At 75.1% G+C, this 21,436-nt stretch carries 9 protein-coding genes; 2 read left to right on the top strand and 7 right to left on the bottom strand.

What is annotated here, in order from left to right; translation table 11 throughout:
• Positions 1–7: 7 nt before the first annotated feature.
• The 7 genes from ACIBEJ_RS07255 to ACIBEJ_RS07225 all read right to left on the bottom strand — a co-directional run bounded on the left by ACIBEJ_RS07255 (position 8) and on the right by ACIBEJ_RS07225 (position 12,588).
• Positions 8–6,352 (bottom strand): amino acid adenylation domain-containing protein, encoded by a 6,345-nt coding sequence (locus tag ACIBEJ_RS07255; protein WP_397181728.1) that lies wholly within the window; start codon positions 6,350–6,352, stop codon positions 8–10.
• Complete coding sequence (locus ACIBEJ_RS07250) at positions 6,349–6,567, bottom strand: phosphopantetheine-binding protein (RefSeq protein WP_397181727.1); 219 nt, start codon at positions 6,565–6,567, stop codon at positions 6,349–6,351. The genes ACIBEJ_RS07255 and ACIBEJ_RS07250 overlap by 4 nt, the downstream gene beginning before the upstream one ends.
• Positions 6,560–7,207 (bottom strand): isochorismatase family protein, encoded by a 648-nt coding sequence (locus ACIBEJ_RS07245; RefSeq protein WP_397181726.1) that lies wholly within the window; start codon positions 7,205–7,207, stop codon positions 6,560–6,562. Before ACIBEJ_RS07245 ends, ACIBEJ_RS07250 begins: the two co-directional genes overlap by 8 nt.
• Positions 7,208–7,212: 5 nt before the next feature.
• On the bottom strand, positions 7,213–8,697 hold the full coding sequence (locus ACIBEJ_RS07240; protein ID WP_397181725.1) for a (2,3-dihydroxybenzoyl)adenylate synthase: 1,485 nt from the start codon (positions 8,695–8,697) through the stop codon (positions 7,213–7,215).
• Positions 8,684–9,802: an isochorismate synthase gene (locus ACIBEJ_RS07235; protein WP_397181724.1), complete on the bottom strand. Its 1,119-nt coding sequence runs from the start codon at positions 9,800–9,802 to the stop codon at positions 8,684–8,686. Before ACIBEJ_RS07235 ends, ACIBEJ_RS07240 begins: the two co-directional genes overlap by 14 nt.
• A gap of 14 nt (positions 9,803–9,816) precedes the next feature.
• Positions 9,817–10,530: an SDR family oxidoreductase gene (locus ACIBEJ_RS07230; protein ID WP_397181723.1), complete on the bottom strand. Its 714-nt coding sequence runs from the start codon at positions 10,528–10,530 to the stop codon at positions 9,817–9,819.
• 90 nt (positions 10,531–10,620) lie between these two features.
• Positions 10,621–12,588 (bottom strand): multicopper oxidase family protein, encoded by a 1,968-nt coding sequence (locus ACIBEJ_RS07225; RefSeq protein WP_397181722.1) that lies wholly within the window; start codon positions 12,586–12,588, stop codon positions 10,621–10,623.
• Positions 12,589–12,786: 198 nt separating this feature from the next.
• Between ACIBEJ_RS07225 and ACIBEJ_RS07220 the strand changes: the two genes are divergently transcribed.
• Both ACIBEJ_RS07220 and ACIBEJ_RS07215 read left to right on the top strand, forming a co-directional pair.
• Positions 12,787–17,316: an amino acid adenylation domain-containing protein gene (locus ACIBEJ_RS07220; protein ID WP_397181721.1), complete on the top strand. Its 4,530-nt coding sequence runs from the start codon at positions 12,787–12,789 to the stop codon at positions 17,314–17,316.
• Positions 17,313–21,419 (top strand): amino acid adenylation domain-containing protein, encoded by a 4,107-nt coding sequence (locus tag ACIBEJ_RS07215; protein ID WP_397181720.1) that lies wholly within the window; start codon positions 17,313–17,315, stop codon positions 21,417–21,419. The genes ACIBEJ_RS07220 and ACIBEJ_RS07215 overlap by 4 nt, the downstream gene beginning before the upstream one ends.
• Positions 21,420–21,436 lie beyond the last annotated feature (17 nt).

The following is a 21,436-nucleotide window of genomic DNA, read 5'->3' as shown; positions in this document are numbered from 1 at the left end:
GCTCGCATCAAGACGGCCGTCTGTCCTGCTCGGCACGCGCGGTGACGACCGCGCCGATCCGGGCCAGCGGCCCCGGCCGGGTCAGGTCCGCCGGACCGCAGTCCACGTCGTGCGCGTCGATCACGCCCGTGATGTACGCCCGCCACGCCGCCGCCCTGCCCCGGCCGTGCGCGGCGGCGGTGCGGAAGTAGAGCGCGTCGCCGTGGTACACCCTGGTGTCGTGCCCGCGCACCAGACGGTCGGTGTTGAGGTGGACGTCCCGCAGCTCGGCGAGCGTCCCGGCGGGCAGCCCGGCCGGCGCGCCGCCGTCCGCCCGCAGGATCTCCGCCACCCGCTCCAGCGTGAGCGCGCCGCCGGGGACGTGGCCGCTCATGGTCAGCAGCGCCTCCAGCGCCTCCGCCTCGTCGGGCGGCGGCAGCTCGCGCAGCGTCTCGGCGGGCTGGGCGTCGAGGATCGCCAGCAGGTGTACGTCGGCGAGCAGCACGGCCAGCTCCTGCGCGATGACGCCCCCGGTGGACCAGCCCAGCAGGTGGTAGGGCCCCTCCGGCTGGACCGACCGGATCTGCGCGGCGTAGTCGGCGGCCAGATCGGCCAGCGTGGCGGGCAGCGGGTGGCGGCGCGCCTGCAGGGCGTACACCGGCCGGTCGGGCAGGTGCTTGATCAGCCCGCCGTAGCACCAGCCCAGCCCCCCGGCCGGGTGCACGGCGAACAGCGGCGCCCGCGACCCGGCCTGACGCAGCGGCAGCAGCACGCCGAGCGGGTCGGCGCGCCGCTCGCCGTCGATGAGGTCCAGCAGCGCGGCCGGGGTCTGCGCCGTGAACAGCGCGCCGACGGGCAGCGTGGTCCCGAGCACCCGGCCGATGCGGCCGGCCAGCCGTACCGCGGCCAGGGAGTGGCCGCCGAGGTCGAAGAAGCCGTCCTCGGCGCCGACCCGCGCCAGGCCGAGTTCCTCGGCGAACAGCTCGCACAACGTCCGCGCGCGCGGACCGTACGGCGGGCGCGCCCCGGCCCCGGCCGGCCGGGGCCGCTGCCTGCCGACGTGGACGAGGGTCCCGTCGCGCCGCCAGGCGGCCAGCTCGCCGGTGCGGTACATGCGGGCGCCCGGCGGCCCGTACGGGTCGGCGACGAAGCGCTGCGCGGTCAGCCCGGGGCGGCCCAGGTAGCCGCGGGCCAGGGCGGGGCCGGGCGCGTACACCTCGCCCGTCATACCTGGCGGGACCGGCTGCAGGTGCTCGTCCAGCACGTACACGCGCGGGTGGCGGCCCCCCTCCGGCGGCGGGCCGGCGACGTGCGCGCTGGTCTCGGTGAGGCCGCGCACGGTGACCGTCCGCGGACCGTCGCGCCGCCAGTCGCGCACGGCGTCGTGGAGGGCGCCGTTCACGATGACGTGGCGCAGGGGCAGCTCGCGGCCGTCGTCGTCGGCCACGAGCCGGTCGAAGTCGCGCGGGGTCAGGTGGAGCACGGTCACCTTCTCCCGCCGCAGCAGCGCGAGCAACCGTAGCGGCGAACGGGCGGCCGCGTGCGGCACGATGACCAGGCGGCCGCCGGACAGCAGCGCGCCCCACAGCTCCCGTGGCGGCAGGCCGGCGCTCGCCCAGACCTCGCGGCGCGCGAACGCGAGCGCGCCGCCGGTCTCGGCCGGCATGCGCAGCACGTTGGCGTGGGTGACGAGCAGTCCCGGCGGTCCGGAGGCGTAGGTGAGGTAGGCGGGGTGGTCGGGGCGCAGCCCGCGTTCGGGGTTGTGGCCGAGCCAGTCGCCGAGGTCGCGCAGCCAGCTCTCGTCGATCACGCACACCGGTCCGGCGTCGGCGAGCACGGCGTCCACGCGTTCACGGGAGTCGGACGGGTCCAGCGGCAGGCACGCCGCGCCCGCCTTCAGGACCGCGAGGATCGCCACCACCAGGTCGGGGCCTCGCGGCAGGTCCACGGCGACGACCGCCTCGGGCCGCGCGCCGTGCGCGATCAGCTTGTGCGCGAGCTGGTTGGCGCGGGTGTTGAGCCTGCGGTAGGTGAGGGTGCCGATGGCCTTGGCCTGGGGGCTGCGCCGCGCCTGCGCCTCGAACCGGTCGGGGATCGTGCCCGCGGGGCCGGGGTCGTGCCCGACGCCGCCGGTCAGCCAGGCGCGTTCCGCGCAGTCGAGCAGGTCGAGGCGGCCGATCGGCAGGCCGGGTTCGGTGACGGCCTGCCCGAGCAGGCGGGTGAAGCGGGTGGCGAGGGCTCGGGCGCTGTCGCGGTCGAACAGGTCGGTGCGGTACTCCAGGTAGCCGTTGCCGCCGGTGTCCAGGTGCAGGGCCAGGTCGACGGCGGCGGTGCCGGTGTGCACCACGCGGACCTCGTCGGGCTCGCGCAGCGCGAGCAGCACCTGGAACAGCGGGTGCCGGCCGCGGGAGCGGACCGGGTTGAGGGCCTCGACGAGCCGGTCGAAGGGCAGTTCCGGGTGGTCGAAGGCGGCCAGGTCGCTGTCGCGCACCCGTTCCAGCAGGTCGGCGAAGGCGGGGTCGCCCGAGGTGTCGGCGCGCAGCACGAGCAGGTTGGCGAAGGCGCCCACGGCCCCGGCCAGCGCGCCGTCGTGGCGGCCGGCGACGGGCGTGCCGGTCGGGATGTCGGTGCCGGCGCCCAGCCTGGTCAGCAGGGCGGCCAGCGCCGCGTGCAGCACCATGAACGGGGTGGCGTGGCCGCGGCGGGCCAGCTCCAGCGCGCCGGTCCAGGTCTCGGGCGGGATCGCCACCGGGACGGTCTCGCCCGCGCCGGTGGGTACGGCGGGCCGCGGCCGGTCGGCGGGCAGGGCGAGCTGCTCGGGCAGACCGGCCAGGGCCTTGGTCCAGTGTTCGCGGCCCGGCTCGCCGAGGTCGAGCTGCCAGAGGGTGTAGTCGGCGTACTGGACCGGCAGCGGGTCGAATCCCGGGCTGTGCCCGGCGGTGCGGGCGGCGTAGGCGGTCTGGACGTCGCGTACGAGCGGGGCCACCGACCAGGCGTCGCCCGCGATCTGGTGCAGGACCAGCATGAGCAGGTGTTCGCGGGCGCCCAGCCGCAGCAGGTGGGCGCGGAAGGGCGGCTCGCGGGTCAGGTCGAAGGCGCGCCCGGCGATGGTGCGCATCGCCGTCTCGGGCATGTCGGGCTGCCACATCGGCAGCGCCACCGGCGCGGGCAGCCTGACCTCCTGGTACGGCACGCCGTCGCGCTCGGGGAAGACGGTGCGCAGGATCTCGTGCCTGGCCACCACGTCGGCCAGCGCCGCCGACAGGGCCTCGCGGTTCATCGGGCCGCTGAGCCGTACGGCGAGGGGGAGGTTGTGGGCCGCGCCGGGCCCGTCGGCGCGGTGCAGGAACCAGATCCTGGACTGCGCCGAGGACAGCGGCATCGGCTCCGGCCGGGGCCGGCGGCGCAGCGGGGGCCTGGCGGCCCGGTCGGCCGGCAGCCGGGCGGCCAGTTCGGCGGGCGTCGGGCCGGAGAAGACGTCCCTGACCGGCAGCCGCACGCCGAAGCTCTCCCGGATGCGCCCGGCCAGCCGTCCGGCCAGCAGCGAGTGGCCGCCCAGGTCGAAGAAGCTGTCGCGGGGCCCGGCCGCGACGCCGAGCACCTCGGTGAACAGCTCGCACAGGGCGCGTTCCGCGGCGGTGCGCGCGTCGGCGTCCCGCCCGCCCCCGGCGGCGGGCGCGGGCAGGGCGGCGCGTTCCAGCTTGCCGCCCGGGGTGCGGGGCAGCGTGTCCAGCGGCACGATCACGGCGGGGGTGAGGGCGGCGGGCAGGTGCTCGGCGGCGTGCGCGCGCACGAGGCGGGGGTCGGCGGCGGGGGTCACGTAGCCGATCAGCCGCTCGCCGTGTACGGCGACCGCGGCGGCGGCGACGTCCGGGTGGCTTTCCAGCACCGCCTCGATCTCGCCCGGTTCGATGCGCAGGCCGCGCAGCTTGATCTGCTCGTCGGCGCGGCCGAGCAGTTCGAGGCGGCCGGCGGCGGTCCAGCGGGCCAGGTCGCCGGTGCGGTAGAGGCGCTCGCCGCCGGGGGCGGCGACGAACCGCTCGGCGGTCAGGGCCGGCCGGTTGAGGTAGCCGCGGGCCAGTCCCGCGCCCGACAGGTACAGCTCGCCGGCCACCCCGGGCGGCGCGGGCCGCAGGGCCAGGTCCAGCACGTGGACGCCGGTCGCGCCGGTGGGGCCCTCGTGGCCGTCGCCGAACCAGGTGTAGGCGTCGACGGTCGCCTCGGTCGGCCCGTAGTGGTTGACGGCCCGCGTGCGCTCGCGCAGCCCGTCCCACATCGGGGTCGGCACGGCCTCGCCGCCGAGCACGGTGACGCGCGGTGGGGCGGCCAGCAGACCGGGCAGCTCCTTGAGCCGGGAGGGCGTCAGGTCGAGGCAGTCGACGGCGTGCTCGCGCACGTAGGCGGTCAGCGCGTCGGGGTCGGCGCAGACGTCCTCGCCGATCAGGTGGAGCTCGTGGCCCAGCACCATCCACAGCAGCGGGTCGAGGGCGGCGTCGAAGGAGAAGGACGTGGTGTGGGCCACGCGCAGCCGTTCGCCGTGGGGGACGAGCCGCTCGCGGTGTCCGGCCAGCAGCGCGGCCAGTCCGCCGTGGGTGGCGACGACGCCTTTCGGCCTGCCGGTGGAGCCGGAGGTGTAGATGACGTAGGCGGCGTCGCCGGGGCGCGGCTCTGCCATGCGGGTGCGCGGGGCGGCGCGGTCCTGCGCCCAGCCCGGGGTGATGACGATCGTGGGGGCGGCGTCGGTGAGCATGAGCCGCCGCCGTTCGGCCGGGTAGGCGGGGTCGACCGGCAGGAACGCGGCCCCGCAGCGCAGCACGGCCAGCAGTGCGACGATGAGTTCGGCCGAGCGGGGCAGCGCGAGGGCGACGATCGCGCCCGGTCCCGCGCCTTCGAGGACGAGCTGGCCGGCCATGTGGTCGACGCGGGCGCCGAGCTCGGCGAAGGTCAGGGCGTCGTCCTTGCTGACCAGTGCCACCTCGTGCGGCGTCAGCCGTACCCGGTCCTGGAAGGCGGCGATGACGGGCTGCGGCGCGGCGGCGGGACGGGGTGGGGCAGCAGGGCGGGGTGGGGCGGGCAGCGCGGCGCGGTCGTCGTCGGTGAGCAGGTCGAGGCGGCCGAGGGGCGTGCCGGCGGGCACGCCGGCGAGCGCGGTGAGGAAGGCGGCCAGGCGGCGGGTGTGCGCGCCCAGCGATTCGGGGGTGTGGCGGGCGGCGTCGCCGTCGAGGCCGAGGGTCAGCCGGTCGCCGTCGAAGCTGATCGTGATCGCGACGTCGTCCACCGGCCCGGCGGCGAGGTTGGTGACGGTGGCGGAGGATCCGGCGAACTTCACCTCGGTGGGGAAGGGCTTGATGTTGAGCATCGGACCGGTCAGCGGGTGCCGGGTCCCGGCCAGGCCGAGGTCGCGGCGCAGGTCCTCGCTGCGGTAGCGGCCGTGCGCGCGGGCCTCGGCGATGCGCCGCGCCGCCTGCTCCACGAGCGAGCCCAGGGTACGGCCCTGCCGCACGTCCAGCCGCAGCGGCAGCACGTTGACCGCCAGGCAGGGCACCCGCAGCGCGGCGCCGGAGCGGTTCATCAGCGGCAGCCCGATCACCACGTCGGTGGCGCCGGTGACGCGGCCGACGTAGCAGGCGACCCCGGCGGCGGCGACGTCGGCCCAGGTGGCGCGGGCCTGGCGGGCCAGGGCGTCCCAGTGCCGCGCGGGCGGCAGGGCGGCGCGGCAGCGGACGACCTCGTGGGCGGGGGTCGGCGGCTCGCGGGTGAGGCCGACCGGGTCGGGGCGGCCGGCCAGGCGCCGCAGCCAGTAGGCCCGGTCGGCGGCGAACTGCCGCGACTCGCGGTAGTCGCGCTCCTGGGCCAGCACGGGCGCGAGGGTGCCGAACGGGCTGGGGCCGGGGGACAGGGCGTCGGTGAGCGCCGTGTAGATCTCCGCCACCCGGCCGACCAGGAGCGAGAGCGCGTAGGCGTCGATGAGGATGTGGTGGGCGCGCAGGTACCAGACCGTGTGCTCGTCGGACAGGCGCAGCAGCGCGTGGTGGTGCAGGGTCCCGGTGACCATGTCGACGGGGGCGCCGGTGTCGGCTCGCATCCATTCCGTGGCCGCGGCCTCGGGGTCGGCCTCGCCGCGCAGGTCGAGCAGGACCAGGCGGCCGCTGACGGAGTCCCAGTCGGGCACGTACTGGGCCGGCTCCTCGGTGAAACGCAGCCGCAGCGGCTCGGCCTCGGCCAGGCAGCGGCGCAGCGCCCGCTCGAAGCGGGCGGGGTCCAGCGGCCCGTGGACGTCGATCCGGTCCGCCGCGTTGTAGAGGGGGTTGCCGGGGTCCAGGCGTTGCGCGAACCAGATGCCCGCCTGGGCCCCGGTCAGGGGCATGGTCATCCCAGCAGCTCCGCCCAGGCCGCCAGCGTGGGGCGCTCGACCAGGTCGGGGAAGGACACCTCCGCGCCCTCTGCCCGCCACTGCTCGGCCAGCGTCATCAGCCGGATGGAGTCCATGCCCGCCGCGAGGAGGTCGTCGTCGGGGCCGATCTCCTCGGGCTCGACGTAGAGCAGTTCCGCGACCTGGGCGCGCAGCCGCAGGGCCGTCTCAGACACCGGCCACCTCCCTGCTCAGGGCGCGGCTGATCCACGCGGTCGTCGTGGTGACCGCGCAGCGCTCGGCGGCGTAGCGCAGGGCCATCTCGTGGTGTTCCAGGGAGAAGTCGGCCACCGCGTCGGCCACCACGAACGGCTGCACGTCGCGCATGAACGCCTCGCAGGCCGTCATCAGCACGCCGATGTGGGCGTAGACGCCGCAGATGATCAGTTGGTCGCGGCCCTTGTCCTTCGTCAGGGCGGCCAGGTCGGTGCGCTGGTAGGCGCTGTAGCGCCACTTGGTGATCACGGTGCCGTCCTCGCGGGGCGCGAGACCGGCCACGATCGCGGCCTCGCGCGGGTCGGCGCCGACGCCCTCGCCCCAGAAGTCGCGCAGCAGGCCGCGGTCCTCGCTGCTCTGCGCGCCCGGCTGCGCCGAGTAGATGACCGGCACGCCGAGGTCGGCGCAGCGGGCGCGCAGCGCGAGCACGTTGGCCATCAGCTCGACCATCGGCGACTGGCCAGGGGTGTAGGCGTCGATGAAGTAGTTCTGCATGTCGTGGACGAGCAGGACGGCCCTGCGCGGGTCGGGCCGCCAGTCGACGCGGCTGGCGGGCACCTGACTGGGCATCGGGTAGGGGGCGATCTCGGGAATGGCCATGATCGTCAGGTCCTCTCGCGGAGATGTCGCTTGCTCACCTTGCCGACGGCGGTGTTGGGGAAGGCGTCGACGTATTCGAACAGGTCGGGGATCTTGAAGGTGGCGATGCCGCGCTCGCGCAGAAACGCGCGCAGCTCGGCCTTGGGCGGGGGCGTGCCCGCGCAGATGACGTAGGCGCAGGCGCGCTCGCCGAGGTAGGGGTCGGGCAGGCCCACCACGCTCACGTCGTGGACCGCCGGGTGGGCCAGCAGGTGGTTCTCCACCTCCTCGGCGACGATCTTCTCGCCGCCGCGGTTGATCTGGTCCTTGGCGCGGCCCTCGACCACGAGGTGGCCGGTGGGCGTCAGCCGTACCAGATCGCCCGTGCGGTAGAAGCCGTCGGGGGTGAAGGCGCGCCGGTTGTGCTCCTGCGCGCGCCAGTAGCCGCGGATCGTGTACGGCCCGCGGGTGAGGAGCTGGCCGTCGTCGGCCACGACGATCTCGTCGGCCGGTGACAGGGGGCGGCCCTGGGTGGTGACCACGAGGTCCTCGGGGTCGTCGAGCCGGGTGTAGTTGACGAGTCCCTCGGCCATGCCGAAGACCTGCTGCAGGGCGCAGCCGAGCTCCGGGCGCACCCGCCTGGCCGCCTCCGCGCTGAACTTGGCGCCGCCGACCTGCAGGACCTCCAGGCTGGACAGGTCGTGGGCGGTGCCGCGGGCGGCGCGCAGCCACAGCAGCGCCAGCGGCGGCACCAGCGCCGCGATCGTGACCCGTTCGCGCTCGATCAGCGGGAAGCAGGTGCTCGGGCTGGGGTCGGGGGCCAGGACGGAGGCGGCTCCCGCGCTGAGGGCGCCGAACACGCCCGGCGAGCTCATCGGGAAGTTGTGCGCGGCCGGCAGCGCGCACAGGTAGACGCTGTCCTCGCGCAGCCCGCAGATCTCCGCGCTGGCGCGGAAGCTGTAGATGTAGTCGTCGTGGGTGCGGGGGATCAGCTTGGGCAGTCCCGTGCTGCCGCCCGACAGTTGCAGGAACGCCACCTCGCCGGGGTCGCGGCCGGGTAGCTCGACCGGGTCGGTCTCGGGCAGCTCGTCCAGGGTGATCGACGGGGTGCCGGGCGCGTACGCGCGGTGCTCCTCGTCCGGGCAGATGTAGGCCGCCGCCTCGGTGAAGGCGCAGAAGTGGGAGATCTCCGCGGCGCGGTGCGCGGGCAGCGCGAAGACCGGCCAGGCGCCGAGCCGGTAGAGGGCGAAGCAGACCTGGTGGAAGTGCGGCACGTTCGGCGACTGGACGACGACCCGGTCGCCTGGCCCGATGCCCCGCGCGCGCAGTCCGGCGGCCAGCCGGTCGGCGCGTACGTCGAGTTCGCGAAAGCTCCAGCGTTCCTGGGGCGAGATCAGCGCGGGGCGTTCGCCATAGCGTGCGGCCAGGTCGCGCAGCAGGTCGCCGAAGGTGATGCCGGCCCAGTAGCCGGCCGCGCGGTAGCGGGCGGCCTCCTGCTCAGTCCAGTGCATCGGCGCCCGCTCCCAGCGCGTCCAGCACCGTGCGGAACTTGCTCGTGGTCTCGGCCAGCTCCCGCTCGGGGACGGAGCCGGCGACGATGCCGGCGCCGGCGAACAGCCGGACCGTGTGCTCGTGCACCTCGCAGCAGCGGATGGCGACCGCCCACTCGCCGTCGCCGGAGGCGTCGCACCATCCGGCCAGGCCGCTGTAGAAGCCGCGCTCGACCGCCTCCAGCTCGCCGATCACCCGGCGGGCGGCGGCCTGCGGGGTGCCGCACACGGCCGGGGTGGGGTGCAGGGCGGCGGCCAGCGTCAGCACCGACGTGACCGGGTCGCGCAGCGTGCCGGTGATCTTGGTGGACAGGTGCCACATCGTCGCGGTGGAGGTGAGCCGCGGGGCCTCGGGCACGTGGAGGTCGTCGCAGTGGCGGCGCAGCCGTTCGGCGACGGCCTCGACGACCAGGCGGTGCTCGTGCAGGTCCTTGGCCGACTCCAGCAGGGCCGCGGCCCGGCGGGAGTCCTCGGCGGGGTCGGCGCTGCGTTCGGCCGAGCCGGCCAGCGGGTTGCTGACCACCTGCCGGCCGTGGCGGGCGACCAGCAGCTCGGGGCTGGCGCCGGCCAGCGTGCTGCCGCCGGGCAGCGGGGTGGCGAAGGAGTAGCCGTGGCCGAGCAGGGGGCGCAGCAACTGGCGCAGGCTGATCGGTTCGTCCGAGCGCAGTTCCAGGGTGCGGGCCAGGACGACCTTGTCCAGGTTGCCGGCCTCCAGCTCGGCCAGCGCCAGCCGTACCGCCCGCATGTACGCGGCGGGCGCCGGGGTGTGCCTGCGCCACCACCGCCCGCTGGGCACCGGCGCGACGGCGGCGGGCAGCGGCGCCGACCAGGACACCTCGGAGGGAATGAGCAGGTGCGCGGTCCCGTCGAAGGAGATCGCCCCGGCGGCCAGCCCACCGGACCGCCCCAGTAACGCGGGCAGCCGCTCGGCGAGGGTGGCCAGCTCGCCGCCGACGACCGTGGATCTGCCCCGCGTGAGCAGCGTCCCCCTCGGGGAGGCGAACAGCACCGACCGGGTGCGCTCGTATCCCGCGAGCGGGTCCGCGGCGGTGGTCAGACTTTCCATCGAGTTCCAATCACTCAGGCGCGAAGGGTGGCGCCGCCGTCGACGAGGAGGTCGTGCAGGGTGATGTGCCGCGAGCGCGCGGAGACCAGGAAGAGCACGGCCTCGGCGACGTCGCGCGGCTGCGCCACGCGCCCGAGCGGGATGCCGGTGCGGAAGGTGTCCGGGTCTCCCGCGACGGGGTCGCCGCCGGGCAGCACGCGCAGCATGGCCGTGTCGGTGGAGCCGGGCGAGACGATGTTGCAGCGGATCCCGTGCCCGGCCAGCTCCAGGCCGAGGCATCGGGTGAAGGCCCGCGCGGCCGCCTTGGAGGCGGCGTAGGCGGCCATGCCGACGCGGGGGATCGTGGCGGCGTTGGAGCCCACGGTGACGATCGATCCCCGCCGCCGGGGGACCATGTGGCGGGCGACGGCCCTGCAGGTGTGGAAGACGCCGTCGGCGTTGACGGCGAAGGTCTGCCGCCAGCGTTCGTCGTCGGTGTCCTGGGCGCGAGCGGGATGTAGCACTCCGGCCACGTTCACCAGGATGTCGATCGGGCCGAGCTCGCGCTCGACCCGCTCGACGAGGCCGTCCACCGCGCGGGAGTCGCGCACGTCCAGCCGGTACGGCGTGCCGTCGAGGTCGGCGGCGGCCACGGTGGCCCCCGCCTGGGTGAGCGCGGCGGCGACGGCGGCGCCGATGCCCCTGCCCGCGCCGGTGACCAGAGCCACGGAGTCCCCGATGCCATCCAATCCTGAAGCCCCTCATAGGTCAGAATGAAGTTAGGTTAGGCTAACCTAATTTGTCCGTTTGATGAGCGTCTGTCAAGACTGTTGGGGCGTTCAGTGGCCGCCGCCCGTGCCGTGCGGATCCATCGCCGCCACCTGCTTGGGCAGCACCACGAACGGGCGCATCATCTTGTGGTCCTCGTGCTCGTAGATGTGACAGTGGTGCATGAAGCGCCCGACCGAGCCGGTGAACCGGCCCACGGTGGTGATCATCTCGCGGAAGCCGACCGCGATCACGTCCTTCCAGCCGCGCTCCTCCGGCCGCAGCTCCTCGGGTTCGAGGATCTTGATCGGTTTCTCCGTGCCGCCGCCGAGCCGGCTGGAGCCGCCGGTGGTGAAGTAGCGGAACCCGGAGGCGTCCAGCCGCAGGCGTTCCTGCGCCTGGAAGGAGAACCCGTGGGCGTGCATGGGATGCGGCACCCCGCTGCCCTCCAGCGAGACGAACCGCCAGGTCTCCCAGTCGCCGTCGGCCACGTGGAAGGCGACCGGGTCGGGGTAGTCCCTGGAGAGCCTGCGGTAGGTGGTGACCTGCCCCTTCGCATCCTCGAACTGCACGATCCCGTCGGCGGGCAGCGGGCCGGGCGGCGCGTCGATGCGCTCCATCTCCCACATCTCCGCGTTGATCGGGAAGGCCGGGGTGATGAGCACGAGCCGCTCCTTGCGCTGGGGCAGGGCCGCCGGATCGACCCGCTCGAAGCTCTCGCTGATCGTGGCGGGCAGCGTGAAGCGCGGCGGGCGCCGGTCCCCGTCCACCCGGAAGTTGATCACCTCGGGCACCGGCGAGGCGATGAACGAGGCGTCCACCCAGCGCAGCGACCGGCCCTCCAGCCCGGTGAAGTCGACCAGGACGTCGGCCCGCTCGGCCGGGGTGAGCAGCACCCAGTCCTCGATCGGCACGGGCGCGGGCAGCAGTCCCGCGTCGCTGCCGATCTGATACACCCGGCCCGGCACCGGCTGCCCGTCCTGGTCGACCAGGCGCAGCAGGTAGGGGCGGATGCTGGAGGCGTTGACGATCCTGAAGCGGTACCACGCGGGCTTCACCTCGGCATAGGGCCAGACCGTCCCGTTGACCAGCGTGTACGGGCCGGTGAAGGAGCGCACGACGGTCTCGGTCTGCTGCGGGTACTCCGCGATCTTGTGCAGCAGGCGGCCGTTCACCCGGCCGTCGGCGTCGGTGTCGAAGTTGCGGTCGCACAGCACCAGCGGGATCTCGTACGGGCCCGACGGCAGATCGAGGTCGCGTTCCTCGTCGTCCCTGATCAGGAACATGCCCGCGGTCAGCCCGGTCATCGTGTTGAACCGGGTGATGTGCATCGCGTGGTCGTGGTACCACAGCGTGCCCGAGCGCTGGTCGTTGGCGTACTCGGCGAGCTGCGCCGCGCCGGGGGCGACCGCGTTCTCGGCCCAGCCGTCGTTGCCGCCGCCGGTGTGGGCGCCGTGCAGGTGCACCACGGTCCAGGGCGGCAGCGCGGCCACGTCCGCCCGCGGGGTCGCGCCGCTCCTGCCGGGCAGGTCCCAGACCGGCACCGGGCCGGGCTGGGCGCGGAGCTGCACGGCGGTGACCGGGTAGGCGCCGCTCAGGGCGTTGGCCCAGGTGACGCGGAGCCGTTCGCCGCGGTGGACCTCGATGGTCGGGCCCGGGAAGTGGCCGTCGTAGGCCCACAGCGTGGTGGGCGGCAGGTCGGCGTGCAGGCGGGCGGTCACGGTGCGCATGGTGACCGTCAGCGTGGACAGGCCGCGCTCGCGCCTCGGCCGGGCCCGGGGCGGCACGCGCAGGCGGTCGCGGTAGGGGCGTAACTGCAGCACGCCGTCGGTGGCGGCGGCGGTGCGGACGAACACCGTCGCGGCGCCCGGTTGGCGGGCCACGGCCTCGAAGGCGGGGGCATGGGCGGTGTGGGCCCTGACGGGCGCGGCGGCGGTGCTCGGGCTGAGCACCGCGTGCAGGCCGTACCCGCCGGCCACGCCGAGAGTGGTGGCGCCCGCGAGCAGGCTGCGCCGGGAGATCGAGGGTTGGTCCGACATCGGGCGGCTCCCATGGAAGGGGTGGAGATCCAGCCATGAAGTTAGGTTAGGCAAACCTAATAAGCAAGCCTGAAACGTGGACGGGACCGCCCGTGGTCACGGGATGGCCTTGTCAGTGAACTTAGGTTAGCCTAACCTAAGTTTGCTTCGTCCCGTCCGGGACGGTCAGGTGACCTTTCAGGAGGCGGACCACCCGCGATGGCAGCAGATTCCACACCGGCGTCCTACGCGCAGCGAGCCCTCTGGTTCCTCCACCGCTGGAACGGCCCCTCGGCGACCTACAACATGCCCTTCGCGCTGCGTCTGAGCGGCGCGCCCGACGAGCCCGCCCTCGGCCGGGCGCTGGCCGACCTGGCGGGCCGGCACGACATCCTGCGCACCGTGATCGCCGCCGCCGACGACGAGCCGTGCCAGCGCGTGGAGGCGGCGTGGCGGGGCGGCCTCACGGTCGTGGACGTCGCCGGGCACGAGCTGGACGAGCGGGTGCGGGCGGCGGTGGCCAGGCCGTACGACATGGAGAAGGAGCCGCCCTGGGGGGTGTGGCTGTTCCGGGTGGCGGGCGGGGCGCCGGTGCTGCTGTTCGTGCTGCACCACGTGCTCGCCGACCAGTGGTCGTTCCAGGTGCTGGCCAGGGATCTGGACACGGCCTACCGGGCACGCCGCGCGGGGCGGGCGCCCCAGTGGGCGGCCCGGGCCGCGCAGTACGGCGACTACACCCGCCATCAGCGCGAGCTGCTCGGGGACAAGGACGACCCCGGATCGCTGACGGCCAGGGAGATCGCGCACTGGCGGCAGGCGCTCGACGGGCTGCCCGAGCGCATCCCCCTGCCCTCCGACCACGCGGACCCCTCCGACCGCCCGAAATCCTCCGACCGCACGGGACCTTTCGACCGGGCGAAACCGTTCGACCGGGCGGACTCCTTCGACCGCTCGGAGCCTCTCGACGGCTCCGGGAACGAGGCGGGCGAGGCGGGGGCCGATGTGCCGTTCGCCCTTCCGCCCGCCACCGCCGCGGCCCTGCGCGAGCTGGCCCGGCGTGGTAAGGCCAGCCCGTTCATGGTGCTCCAGGCCGCTGTCGCCGCGCTGCTGCACCGGCTCGGCGGTGGCGACGACATCCCGCTCGGCGTCGCGGTCTCCGGCCGTGACGACCCGCGCTGGGACGACCTCGTCGGCCTGCTCGTCAACGCCACCATCCTGCGCGCCGACCTGTCGGGGCGGCCCACGCTGCGCGAGCTCCTCGCCCGGGTGCGCGAGCGCGGGCTGCGCGCCTACGGACACCACGTGCTGCCGTTCGACCGGCTGGTGGACGGGCTCAACCCGGCCCGCTCGCCCGGCCACAACCCGCTCTTCCAGGTCATGACCGTCTACGAGAAGGCCGACGGGCGCGCGTTACCGCTGGACGACCTGCGCGGCGAGGTCATCCCCGTCCCCGCCGAGAGCGCCAAGTTCGACCTCACCTTCGCCTTCGTCGACCACGCGGACGGGCCGCTGGAGGGCGTGCTCAACGTCGCCACCGCCCGCCTCGGCCCCGCCGCCGCCAAGACCCTCGCCGAGCGCCTCGTACGACTGGTCGAGCGGGCCGTCGCCGACCCCGATCTGCCCCTGCACCGCATCGACCTGCTCACCCCGGCCGAACGCGACGACCGGCTCGCCCAAGGTCCGCCCCACCGGGTCGAGGAGCCGCAGACCTGGGTGACCCGCCAGTTCGCCGGCTGGGCGCGTACCCACCCGGAGCGTCCGGCGGCCGGTGACCTGACCTACGGCGAGCTCGACCGCCGCTCCGACCTGCTGGCCCGGCGGCTGGCCGAACTGGGCGCCGGACCGGAGAGCGTCGTGGCGCTCCCGCTGCCCGAAGGGGAGTGGAGCCTGGTCGGCGCGCTGGCCGCGCTCAAGGCCGGCGCCGCCTTCCTGCCCCTGCACCCCGGCCATCCGCCCGCCAGGAACGCCGCCGTCCTGGCCGACGCCGGAGCCCGCCTCGCGATCACCGCCGCCGGATCGCCGCCGCTGCCCGCCGACGTCAAGACCGTGAGAGCCGACCTGCCCGACGACGCGGAGGTCGGGGCGGACCTGCCCGACGAGGCGGCCGCCAGGGCGGACCTGCCCGACGGCGAGGCTGTCAGGGCGGGTTCGCTCGGCGGTGAGGCTGCCACCCTTCCGGTACGCGCCCAGCCCCACCCCGATCAGGCCGCGTACGTGATCTACACCTCCGGCTCCACCGGCAGGCCCAAGGGCGTCGTGGTCAGCCGGGCGGCGCTGGCCGCGTACCTGTCGTGGGCGGTCGAGCGCTACCCGGGCCTGGCCGGGACGGCGCTGCTGTCCGGCCCGCTCACCTCCGACCTCAACCTCACCAGCGCGCTCGGGCCGCTCACGGCAGGCGGACGGGTGGTCACGGGAGAGTTCGGCACGCCGGTCGAGGGCCTCACCTTCGCCAAGTGCACCCCCAGCCACCTGGCCCTGCTGGAGGGCGACGCCCTCGGCGGTGCGCACACGCTCGTCGTGGGCGGCGAGGCGCTGACCGGTGCCCACCTGCGCGCATGGCAGACGAGCCGGAGCGGGGCCGGCGCCAGGACCGCCGTGAACGAGTACGGACCCACCGAGGCCACCGTCGGCTGCGTCCTCCACGAGCTCACCGACACCGGCGACCTCCCGGCGGGCACCGTGCCGATCGGCGTGCCCGCCCCCGGCTGCTCCGCCCACCTGCTGGACGAGACGCTGCGCCCGGTGCCGCCCGGCGTGACCGGTGAGCTCTACCTCGGCGGCGACCAGCTCGCCCGCGGCTACCTCGGCCGGCCGGGCCTGACCGCCTCCCGCTTCGTGGCCAGCCCGTTCGTGCCGGGTGAGCGCCTGTACCGCTCGGGCGACCTGGCCCGCCGCCGCGCCGACGGCCTGCTGGACTACCTCGGCAGGTCCGACGACCAGCTCAAGATCCTCGGCAACCGGATCGAGCCGGCCGAGGTGGAGGCCGTCCTGGCCGCGCACGAGGACGTCGCCCAGGCCGCGGTCGCCGCCCGCCGCTCCGCGCCCGGCGGCCGCGAACGCCTGATCGCCTACGTGGTGTCCCGCTCCGGCGACCTGGACCCCGAGCGGGTACGCGCCCACGCCGTCCGCCTCCTGCCCCAGGCCATGGTGCCCGCGGCCGTCATGGTGCTGGATTCCCTTCCGCTCACCCGCGCGGGCAAGCTCGACCGCGCCGCCCTGCCCGCACCCTCGCCACAGGCCCCGAGCCCGGCGGCGGGCGGCGCCGCGGAGCGGCGGCTGTGCCTGCTGTTCGGCGAGGTGCTCGGCCTGGAGCGGGTGGGCCCCGACGACGGCTTCTTCGCGCTGGGCGGCGACAGCATCGCGGCCATCCGCCTCGTCGGCCGGGCCCGCGCGGCCGGTCTGCGCTTCACGGCCAGGGACGTGTTCGTCCACCAGAGCGCCCGCGCCCTCCTGACCGCGGCCCGCGACGACGACCACCCGGCCAGGGCGGAAGAGCCGTCCTCAGGGGAGGTGCCGCTCACCCCGATCCTCGCCGAACTCCTCGAACGCGGCGGCCCGTTGACCGGCTACACACAGGCGCGGGTCGTGAACCTGCCCGCCGACGTCACCCCCGCGATCCTCTCCGCCGCCGTCCAGGCTTTGCTCGACACCCACGACGCGCTGCGCTCCCGTCTCCTGCCGCCCGGCGAGGACGGCGGCTGGCGCCACGTGATCAGGGAACCGGGACAGGTCAGGGCCGAGCACGTCCTGGTCACCCACGCCGACGAGCAGCGCATGTCGCAGCGCCTGGACCCGGTGGCGGGCGAGGTCGCCGCCGTCGCGCCGCTGGACCCGCGCACGCTGCTGGTCGCCGTCCACCACCTGGCCGTGGACGCCGTCTCCTGGCCGATCCTCCTGCAGGACCTCGTCACGGCCTGCGAGCAGCGCGTACGCGGCGAGGCCGGCAGCCTGCCCGAACCCGGCACCTCGCTACGCGCCTGGGCCCGTCACCTCCACGAACGCGCCGAGAGCGAGACCGGCCTGGACGCGTGGCGAGACCTGGCCCGCGACGCCGGCGCCCCCCTCGGCGGCAGGCCACTGGACCCCAGGCGCGACACCGTCGGCACCACCCGGTCCCTGCTCACCACCACCCCCTTCGACGCCCACGACGCGCCGGCACGCCTGCTGCTGGCCCTGGCCCGCGCCGTCCCCCGCTGGCACCCCGGCCCCGAGCCACCCCTCCTGGTCGAGGTCGAGGGCCACGGCAGAGAGGAGTCGTTGCTGCCCGGCGCCGACCTGTCCCGGACCGTCGGCTGGCTGACCAGCCAGTACCCCGTCAGCCTCCGGCTCGCCCCCGGCGACGGCCGTACCACGCTGCGCGAACGCCTCTCACCCGCCCGCGGCGTCGAGTACGGCCTGCTCCGCCACCTCAACCCGCGCACCGCGCCGATCCTGGCCGGGCTGCCCCGGGCCCAGATCGGCTTCAACTACTGGGGCCAGGACCAGGGCTCGGCCGGTCAGGACGTGGTCCGCGGCAACGCCGACCCCGCCCTGCCCCTCCCGCACTGCCTGGAGATCAACGCCGTGCTGCGCGAAGGCCCCACCCTGCACACGCAGTGGACCTGGGCCGCCTACCTGCTCACCTCGTCCGAGGTAGGCCACCTGGCCGCCCTCTTCCAGGACGAGCTACGCGGACCGGCCGACCCCCTCATCGACGACCTCGGCCCCGCCGAACTCGACCGGCTCCAGCGCGAGTGGAGGCACGCATGAGCGCCCTGCAGGACGTCCTGCCCCTCAGCCCGCTGCAGGAAGGCATCCTCTTCCACTCCGGCGGCGGCCACGACCCCTACCTCGTCCAGCTCGACCTCGACCTCGACGGCCCCCTCGACCCCGACCGGCTGCGCGCCGCGGGCCAGGCCCTGCTCGCCCGCCACCCCAACCTGCGGGCCGCGTTCGTGACCCGCGCCTCCGGCCAGGCCGTCCAGGTCATCCCGGCCGAGAGCGTCCTGCCCTTCCAGGTGTACGGCACGGCCGACCCGGCCGCCTACGCCCGCATCAAGGCGGCCGACGCGCGCCGCCCCTTCGACCTGACCGCCTCGCCCTGCCTGCGCATGACCCTCGTGCCGGTGCAGGGGCGGCACCGGCTGCTGTTCACCTACCACCACCTGCTGCTGGACGGGTGGTCGAACTCGCTGGTCATTGCCGACCTGCTCCGGCTGTACGAGACCGGCGGCGATCCCGGGCCGCTCGCGCCGGCGTCGCCGTACCGGGACTTTCTGGCTTGGCTGCGCGACCGGCGCCGCGACGGCGGCGACGACGCGGCACTGGCGGTGTGGCGCGAACACCTCGCCGACCTCGACGGCCCAACCCTGACCGGCAGCCCACCCACCCGAACCGCCACCCGGACGGACACACGCGCCGACACGCGGACGGACGCGCGGTCGGGTGCGGGGGAGATGTCCAGAGAGGTGGGGCCGGAGCGGTTTCGGGCGGAGCTCAGTGAGGAGGTGTCCGGGGCGGTGCGGGAGTTGTGCCGTCGGGCCGGGGTCACGCTCGGGACGGCCGTGCAGGCTGCCTGGGCGCTGGTGTTGCGCACGCTCACCGGTCGTCACGACGTCGTCTTCGGGCTGACGGTCTCCGGCCGGGACGCCGAGGTGGCGGGGATCGAGACGATGGTCGGATTGTTCGTCAACACCGTTCCGGCTCGGGTGGTGCTTGATCCGGCTGAGTCCGTGGAACGCCTGTTGCGCAGGGTGCGTGACGACCATGCCAGGACGTTCGGCGCCCAGCACGTGGGGCTGGCGGCCATCCAGCGGGCCGCCGGGCGGCGGGAGCTGTTCGACACGCTCGTGGTCGTCGAGAGCCATCCCGTGGACGCGGCCGTGCTGGACGGGCGCTCGTTCGGCGGGCTGCGGCTGCGCGGGGTGAGCGGGAGCGACGCCACCGGGTACCCGCTGACGCTGATCGTGGTGCCGGGAGAGCGGCTGCGGGTGTCGGTGGATCGCCTGCCCGGGGCGCCGGCCTGCGAGCCGGAGGATCTGGCGGGCCGGGTGGCCGGGGTACTCGCCGCGATGGCCGCCCGGCCCGGGGCCAAGGTCGTGGACGTGCTGCCGGAGGAGCCGGTGCCCGCCCAGGGGGAGGCGGTCGCCGTACCGGAGGGTGACGTGGTGCGGATGTTTCGGCGGCAGGCGGCGCTGCACCCCGAACGGCCCGCGGTCCGCGACGAGCGGGAGGTCGTCACCTACGCCGAGCTGGATCGGCGCTCCGACCTGCTGGCCGCTTCGCTGCGCGCGCGGGGCGCGGGGCCCGAGCGGCTGGTCGGGGTGGCGCGCGCCCGGTCGGTGGAACTGGTGGTGGCGTTGCTGGCCGCGCTCAAGACGGGAGCGGGATACGTCCCACTCGACCCCGACCAGCCCACCGCCCGCTCCCGCGCCATCCTGGACGACACCCGCCCCGTTCACGTGCTGACCGAGGACGACGTGCCCGGCGCCCCGCCTGCCAAGGAGGACCTGCCGCGCGGAGACATCGCGCCCGCCGAGGGGCGCCTGCCCGGTGCGGTGACGGCGCCCGGCGAGGAGCACCCGGACAGCGGGGACATGGTGCCCGGGGAGGAGCTTCACCCTGACCGGGTTGCCTATGTGCTGCACACCTCCGGGTCCACCGGCAGGCCGAAGGGGGCGGCGATCAGCCATCGGGCGCTGGCCAACCGGATCCGGTGGATGCAGCACGCCTACCCGCTGCGCGCCGACGACCGGGTGCTGCAGAAGACGCCCGCGGGGTTCGACGTGTCGGGGTGGGAGTTCTGGTGGCCGCTCACCCAGGGCGCGCTGCTGGTCATGGCGCGCCCCGGCGGGCACCGGGATCCCGCCTACCTGGCCGAGGTCATGCGGGCGGAGCGGATCTCGGTCGTGCACTTCGTCCCGACGATGTTGCGGGAGTTTCTGGACACGCCCGGCGCCGCCGATCTGCCGGACCTGCGGCGGGTCGTGTGCAGCGGGGAGGCGCTGGCCGGTGACCTGGTCGAGCGCGCCCGCGCCGTACTGGGGACGGTCGCGATCGAGAACCTGTACGGCCCCACCGAGGCCGCCATCGACGTCACCGCCCACGCGGCGAGCATCGAGCCGGTCGTGCCGATCGGACGGCCGATCTGGAACACCGCCGCCCACGTCCTGGACACCTGGCTGCGGCCGGTGCCCGACGGGGCGCCGGGGGAGCTGTACCTGGGCGGCGTGCAGCTCGCACGCGGATACCACGGGCGCGCGGGGCTGAGCGCCGGGCACTTCGTGGCCTGCCCCTTCGCGCCCGGCGAGCGGATGTATCGCACCGGCGACCTGGTACGCCGCCGGCCCGACGGCGTGCTGGAGTTCCTGGGCCGGATCGACGGCCAGGTCAAGATCCGCGGCGTACGGGTGGAGCCGGGGGAGGTGGAGGCCGCGCTGCGGACCCACCCGGCGGTGCGCGACTGCGCGGTCCGTGCCCTGAGCCGGGCGGGCGGCGACACCTCGCTGGTGGCGTACGTCGTCGGGCGGGACGGTGCGGTGGAATCCGGATCGTTGCGTGCCCATCTGGGCGGGTTGCTGCCCGCGGCGATGGTCCCGGCGTCGTTCGTACCGCTTGGGGAGCTGCCCAGGACGGCCAGCGGCAAGGTGGACGGCGGCGCGCTGCCCGACCCCGGCGTCCCCGATCGGGCGGCGACCCGGCCGCCGTCGGGGGCGGCGGAGGAACGGCTGTGCGGGCTGTTCCGCGACGTGCTGGGCCTGGCGGAGCCTGGGGCGGAGGACGACTTCTTCGAGCTCGGCGGCGACAGCATCACCGCGATGCGGCTGGCCAACCGGGCGGGTCCGCCCGTGTCGGTGGGTGACGTGTTCGAGCACCGGACGCCGGCCGCGTTGGCGGCTGCCCTGTTCACGAAGGCGGCCGCGTTGCCGCTGGCCGCGCACCGGCTGCGCCGCTCCGGGCTGCCCGTCGAGTCGTACCTGATCACCGCGGTCGTCGAGGGCTCGGCGCCCGCCTGGGTGCCCGAGCGGCACGAGGCGGCGCGGCTGGCCATCGCCACGCCCGGCCGCAGGCCCTGGCGGGCCACGGTCGTCCCGAGGGCGGCCGAGGTGCTCACCCGTGAGGACGCCGACCTGACCACCGCCCTGGACCTCGCCCGCAAGGGCGTGGACCTGGCCGCCGGCCGTCCCCTGCGGGTGGTCGCCCTCCCCGGGCGGCTGGTGGCGGCCGCGCATGGCGCGGTGTTCGACGAGGCGTCGCTGCACCGGATCCTGCACGAACTGTCGACCGGTCACGCGGCACCGACCGGCCCGCCGCCCGTCACGGCCGACGAGGACGACCTCGGCGCCTGGCTCGCACTGCTGGCCAGGGGCACGGCAGAGGTGTTCGGCCCCTGGACCCCGAACACCGGGCCACGCTTGCGAGTGTCGACCCCGATAGGCGGACTCGCCTCCGACGGGGCGGTCATCCCCGCCGACTCGCTCACCCCCGCGCGCGTGCTCGACATCACGGCTGCTTGGCTGGGGCGGGCGGAGCTGCTGGCAGATCTGGAGATCGTGCCCGAAGGCGGTCCGGCCCAGATCCATCCCGCGCTGCCGGGCGAGGAGCCGCCGGCCGACCCCCTGTCCTACGAGGTCCTGCACCTGCTCCATCCTCAGGGCGCCGCGGCGCTGCGCGGCTGTCCACGTCGCCAGATCCTCATCCGCAGGAGCCTGTCGGAACCCCTCGAAGGCGAGAGCGGGGCCGACGCGCTGGAGCAGCACTACCCCCTGGTCATCTCAATCGCCGAGCCCGCGGGCCGCCTCTGGGTGGCCGGCGATCCCGCCGTGGCCGGCCGCGACGCCGCGGCCGCCCTGCTGGGCCACTTCCACGTCTGAACGCGATCTCTGGAGAC

This window comes from Nonomuraea sp. NPDC050790 (genome assembly GCF_044456745.1).
Taxonomy (GTDB): Bacteria; Actinomycetota; Actinomycetes; order Streptosporangiales; family Streptosporangiaceae; genus Nonomuraea.
This window is presented reverse-complemented; position numbering and strand designations above follow the sequence as displayed.

Bases quoted from the DNA above. Each gene is read 5' to 3' on its own strand.
- ACIBEJ_RS07240 (WP_397181725.1), bottom strand. From the start codon at position 8,697: ATGCACTGGACTGAGCAGGAGGCCGCCCGCTACCGCGCGGCCGGCTAC.
- ACIBEJ_RS07220 (WP_397181721.1), top strand. From the start codon at position 12,787: ATGGCAGCAGATTCCACACCGGCGTCCTACGCGCAGCGAGCCCTCTGG.
- ACIBEJ_RS07235 (WP_397181724.1), bottom strand. From the start codon at position 9,802: ATGGAAAGTCTGACCACCGCCGCGGACCCGCTCGCGGGATACGAGCGC.
- ACIBEJ_RS07255 (WP_397181728.1), bottom strand. From the start codon at position 6,352: ATGACCATGCCCCTGACCGGGGCCCAGGCGGGCATCTGGTTCGCGCAA.
- ACIBEJ_RS07245 (WP_397181726.1), bottom strand. From the start codon at position 7,207: ATGGCCATTCCCGAGATCGCCCCCTACCCGATGCCCAGTCAGGTGCCC.
- ACIBEJ_RS07225 (WP_397181722.1), bottom strand. From the start codon at position 12,588: ATGTCGGACCAACCCTCGATCTCCCGGCGCAGCCTGCTCGCGGGCGCC.
- ACIBEJ_RS07215 (WP_397181720.1), top strand. From the start codon at position 17,313: ATGAGCGCCCTGCAGGACGTCCTGCCCCTCAGCCCGCTGCAGGAAGGC.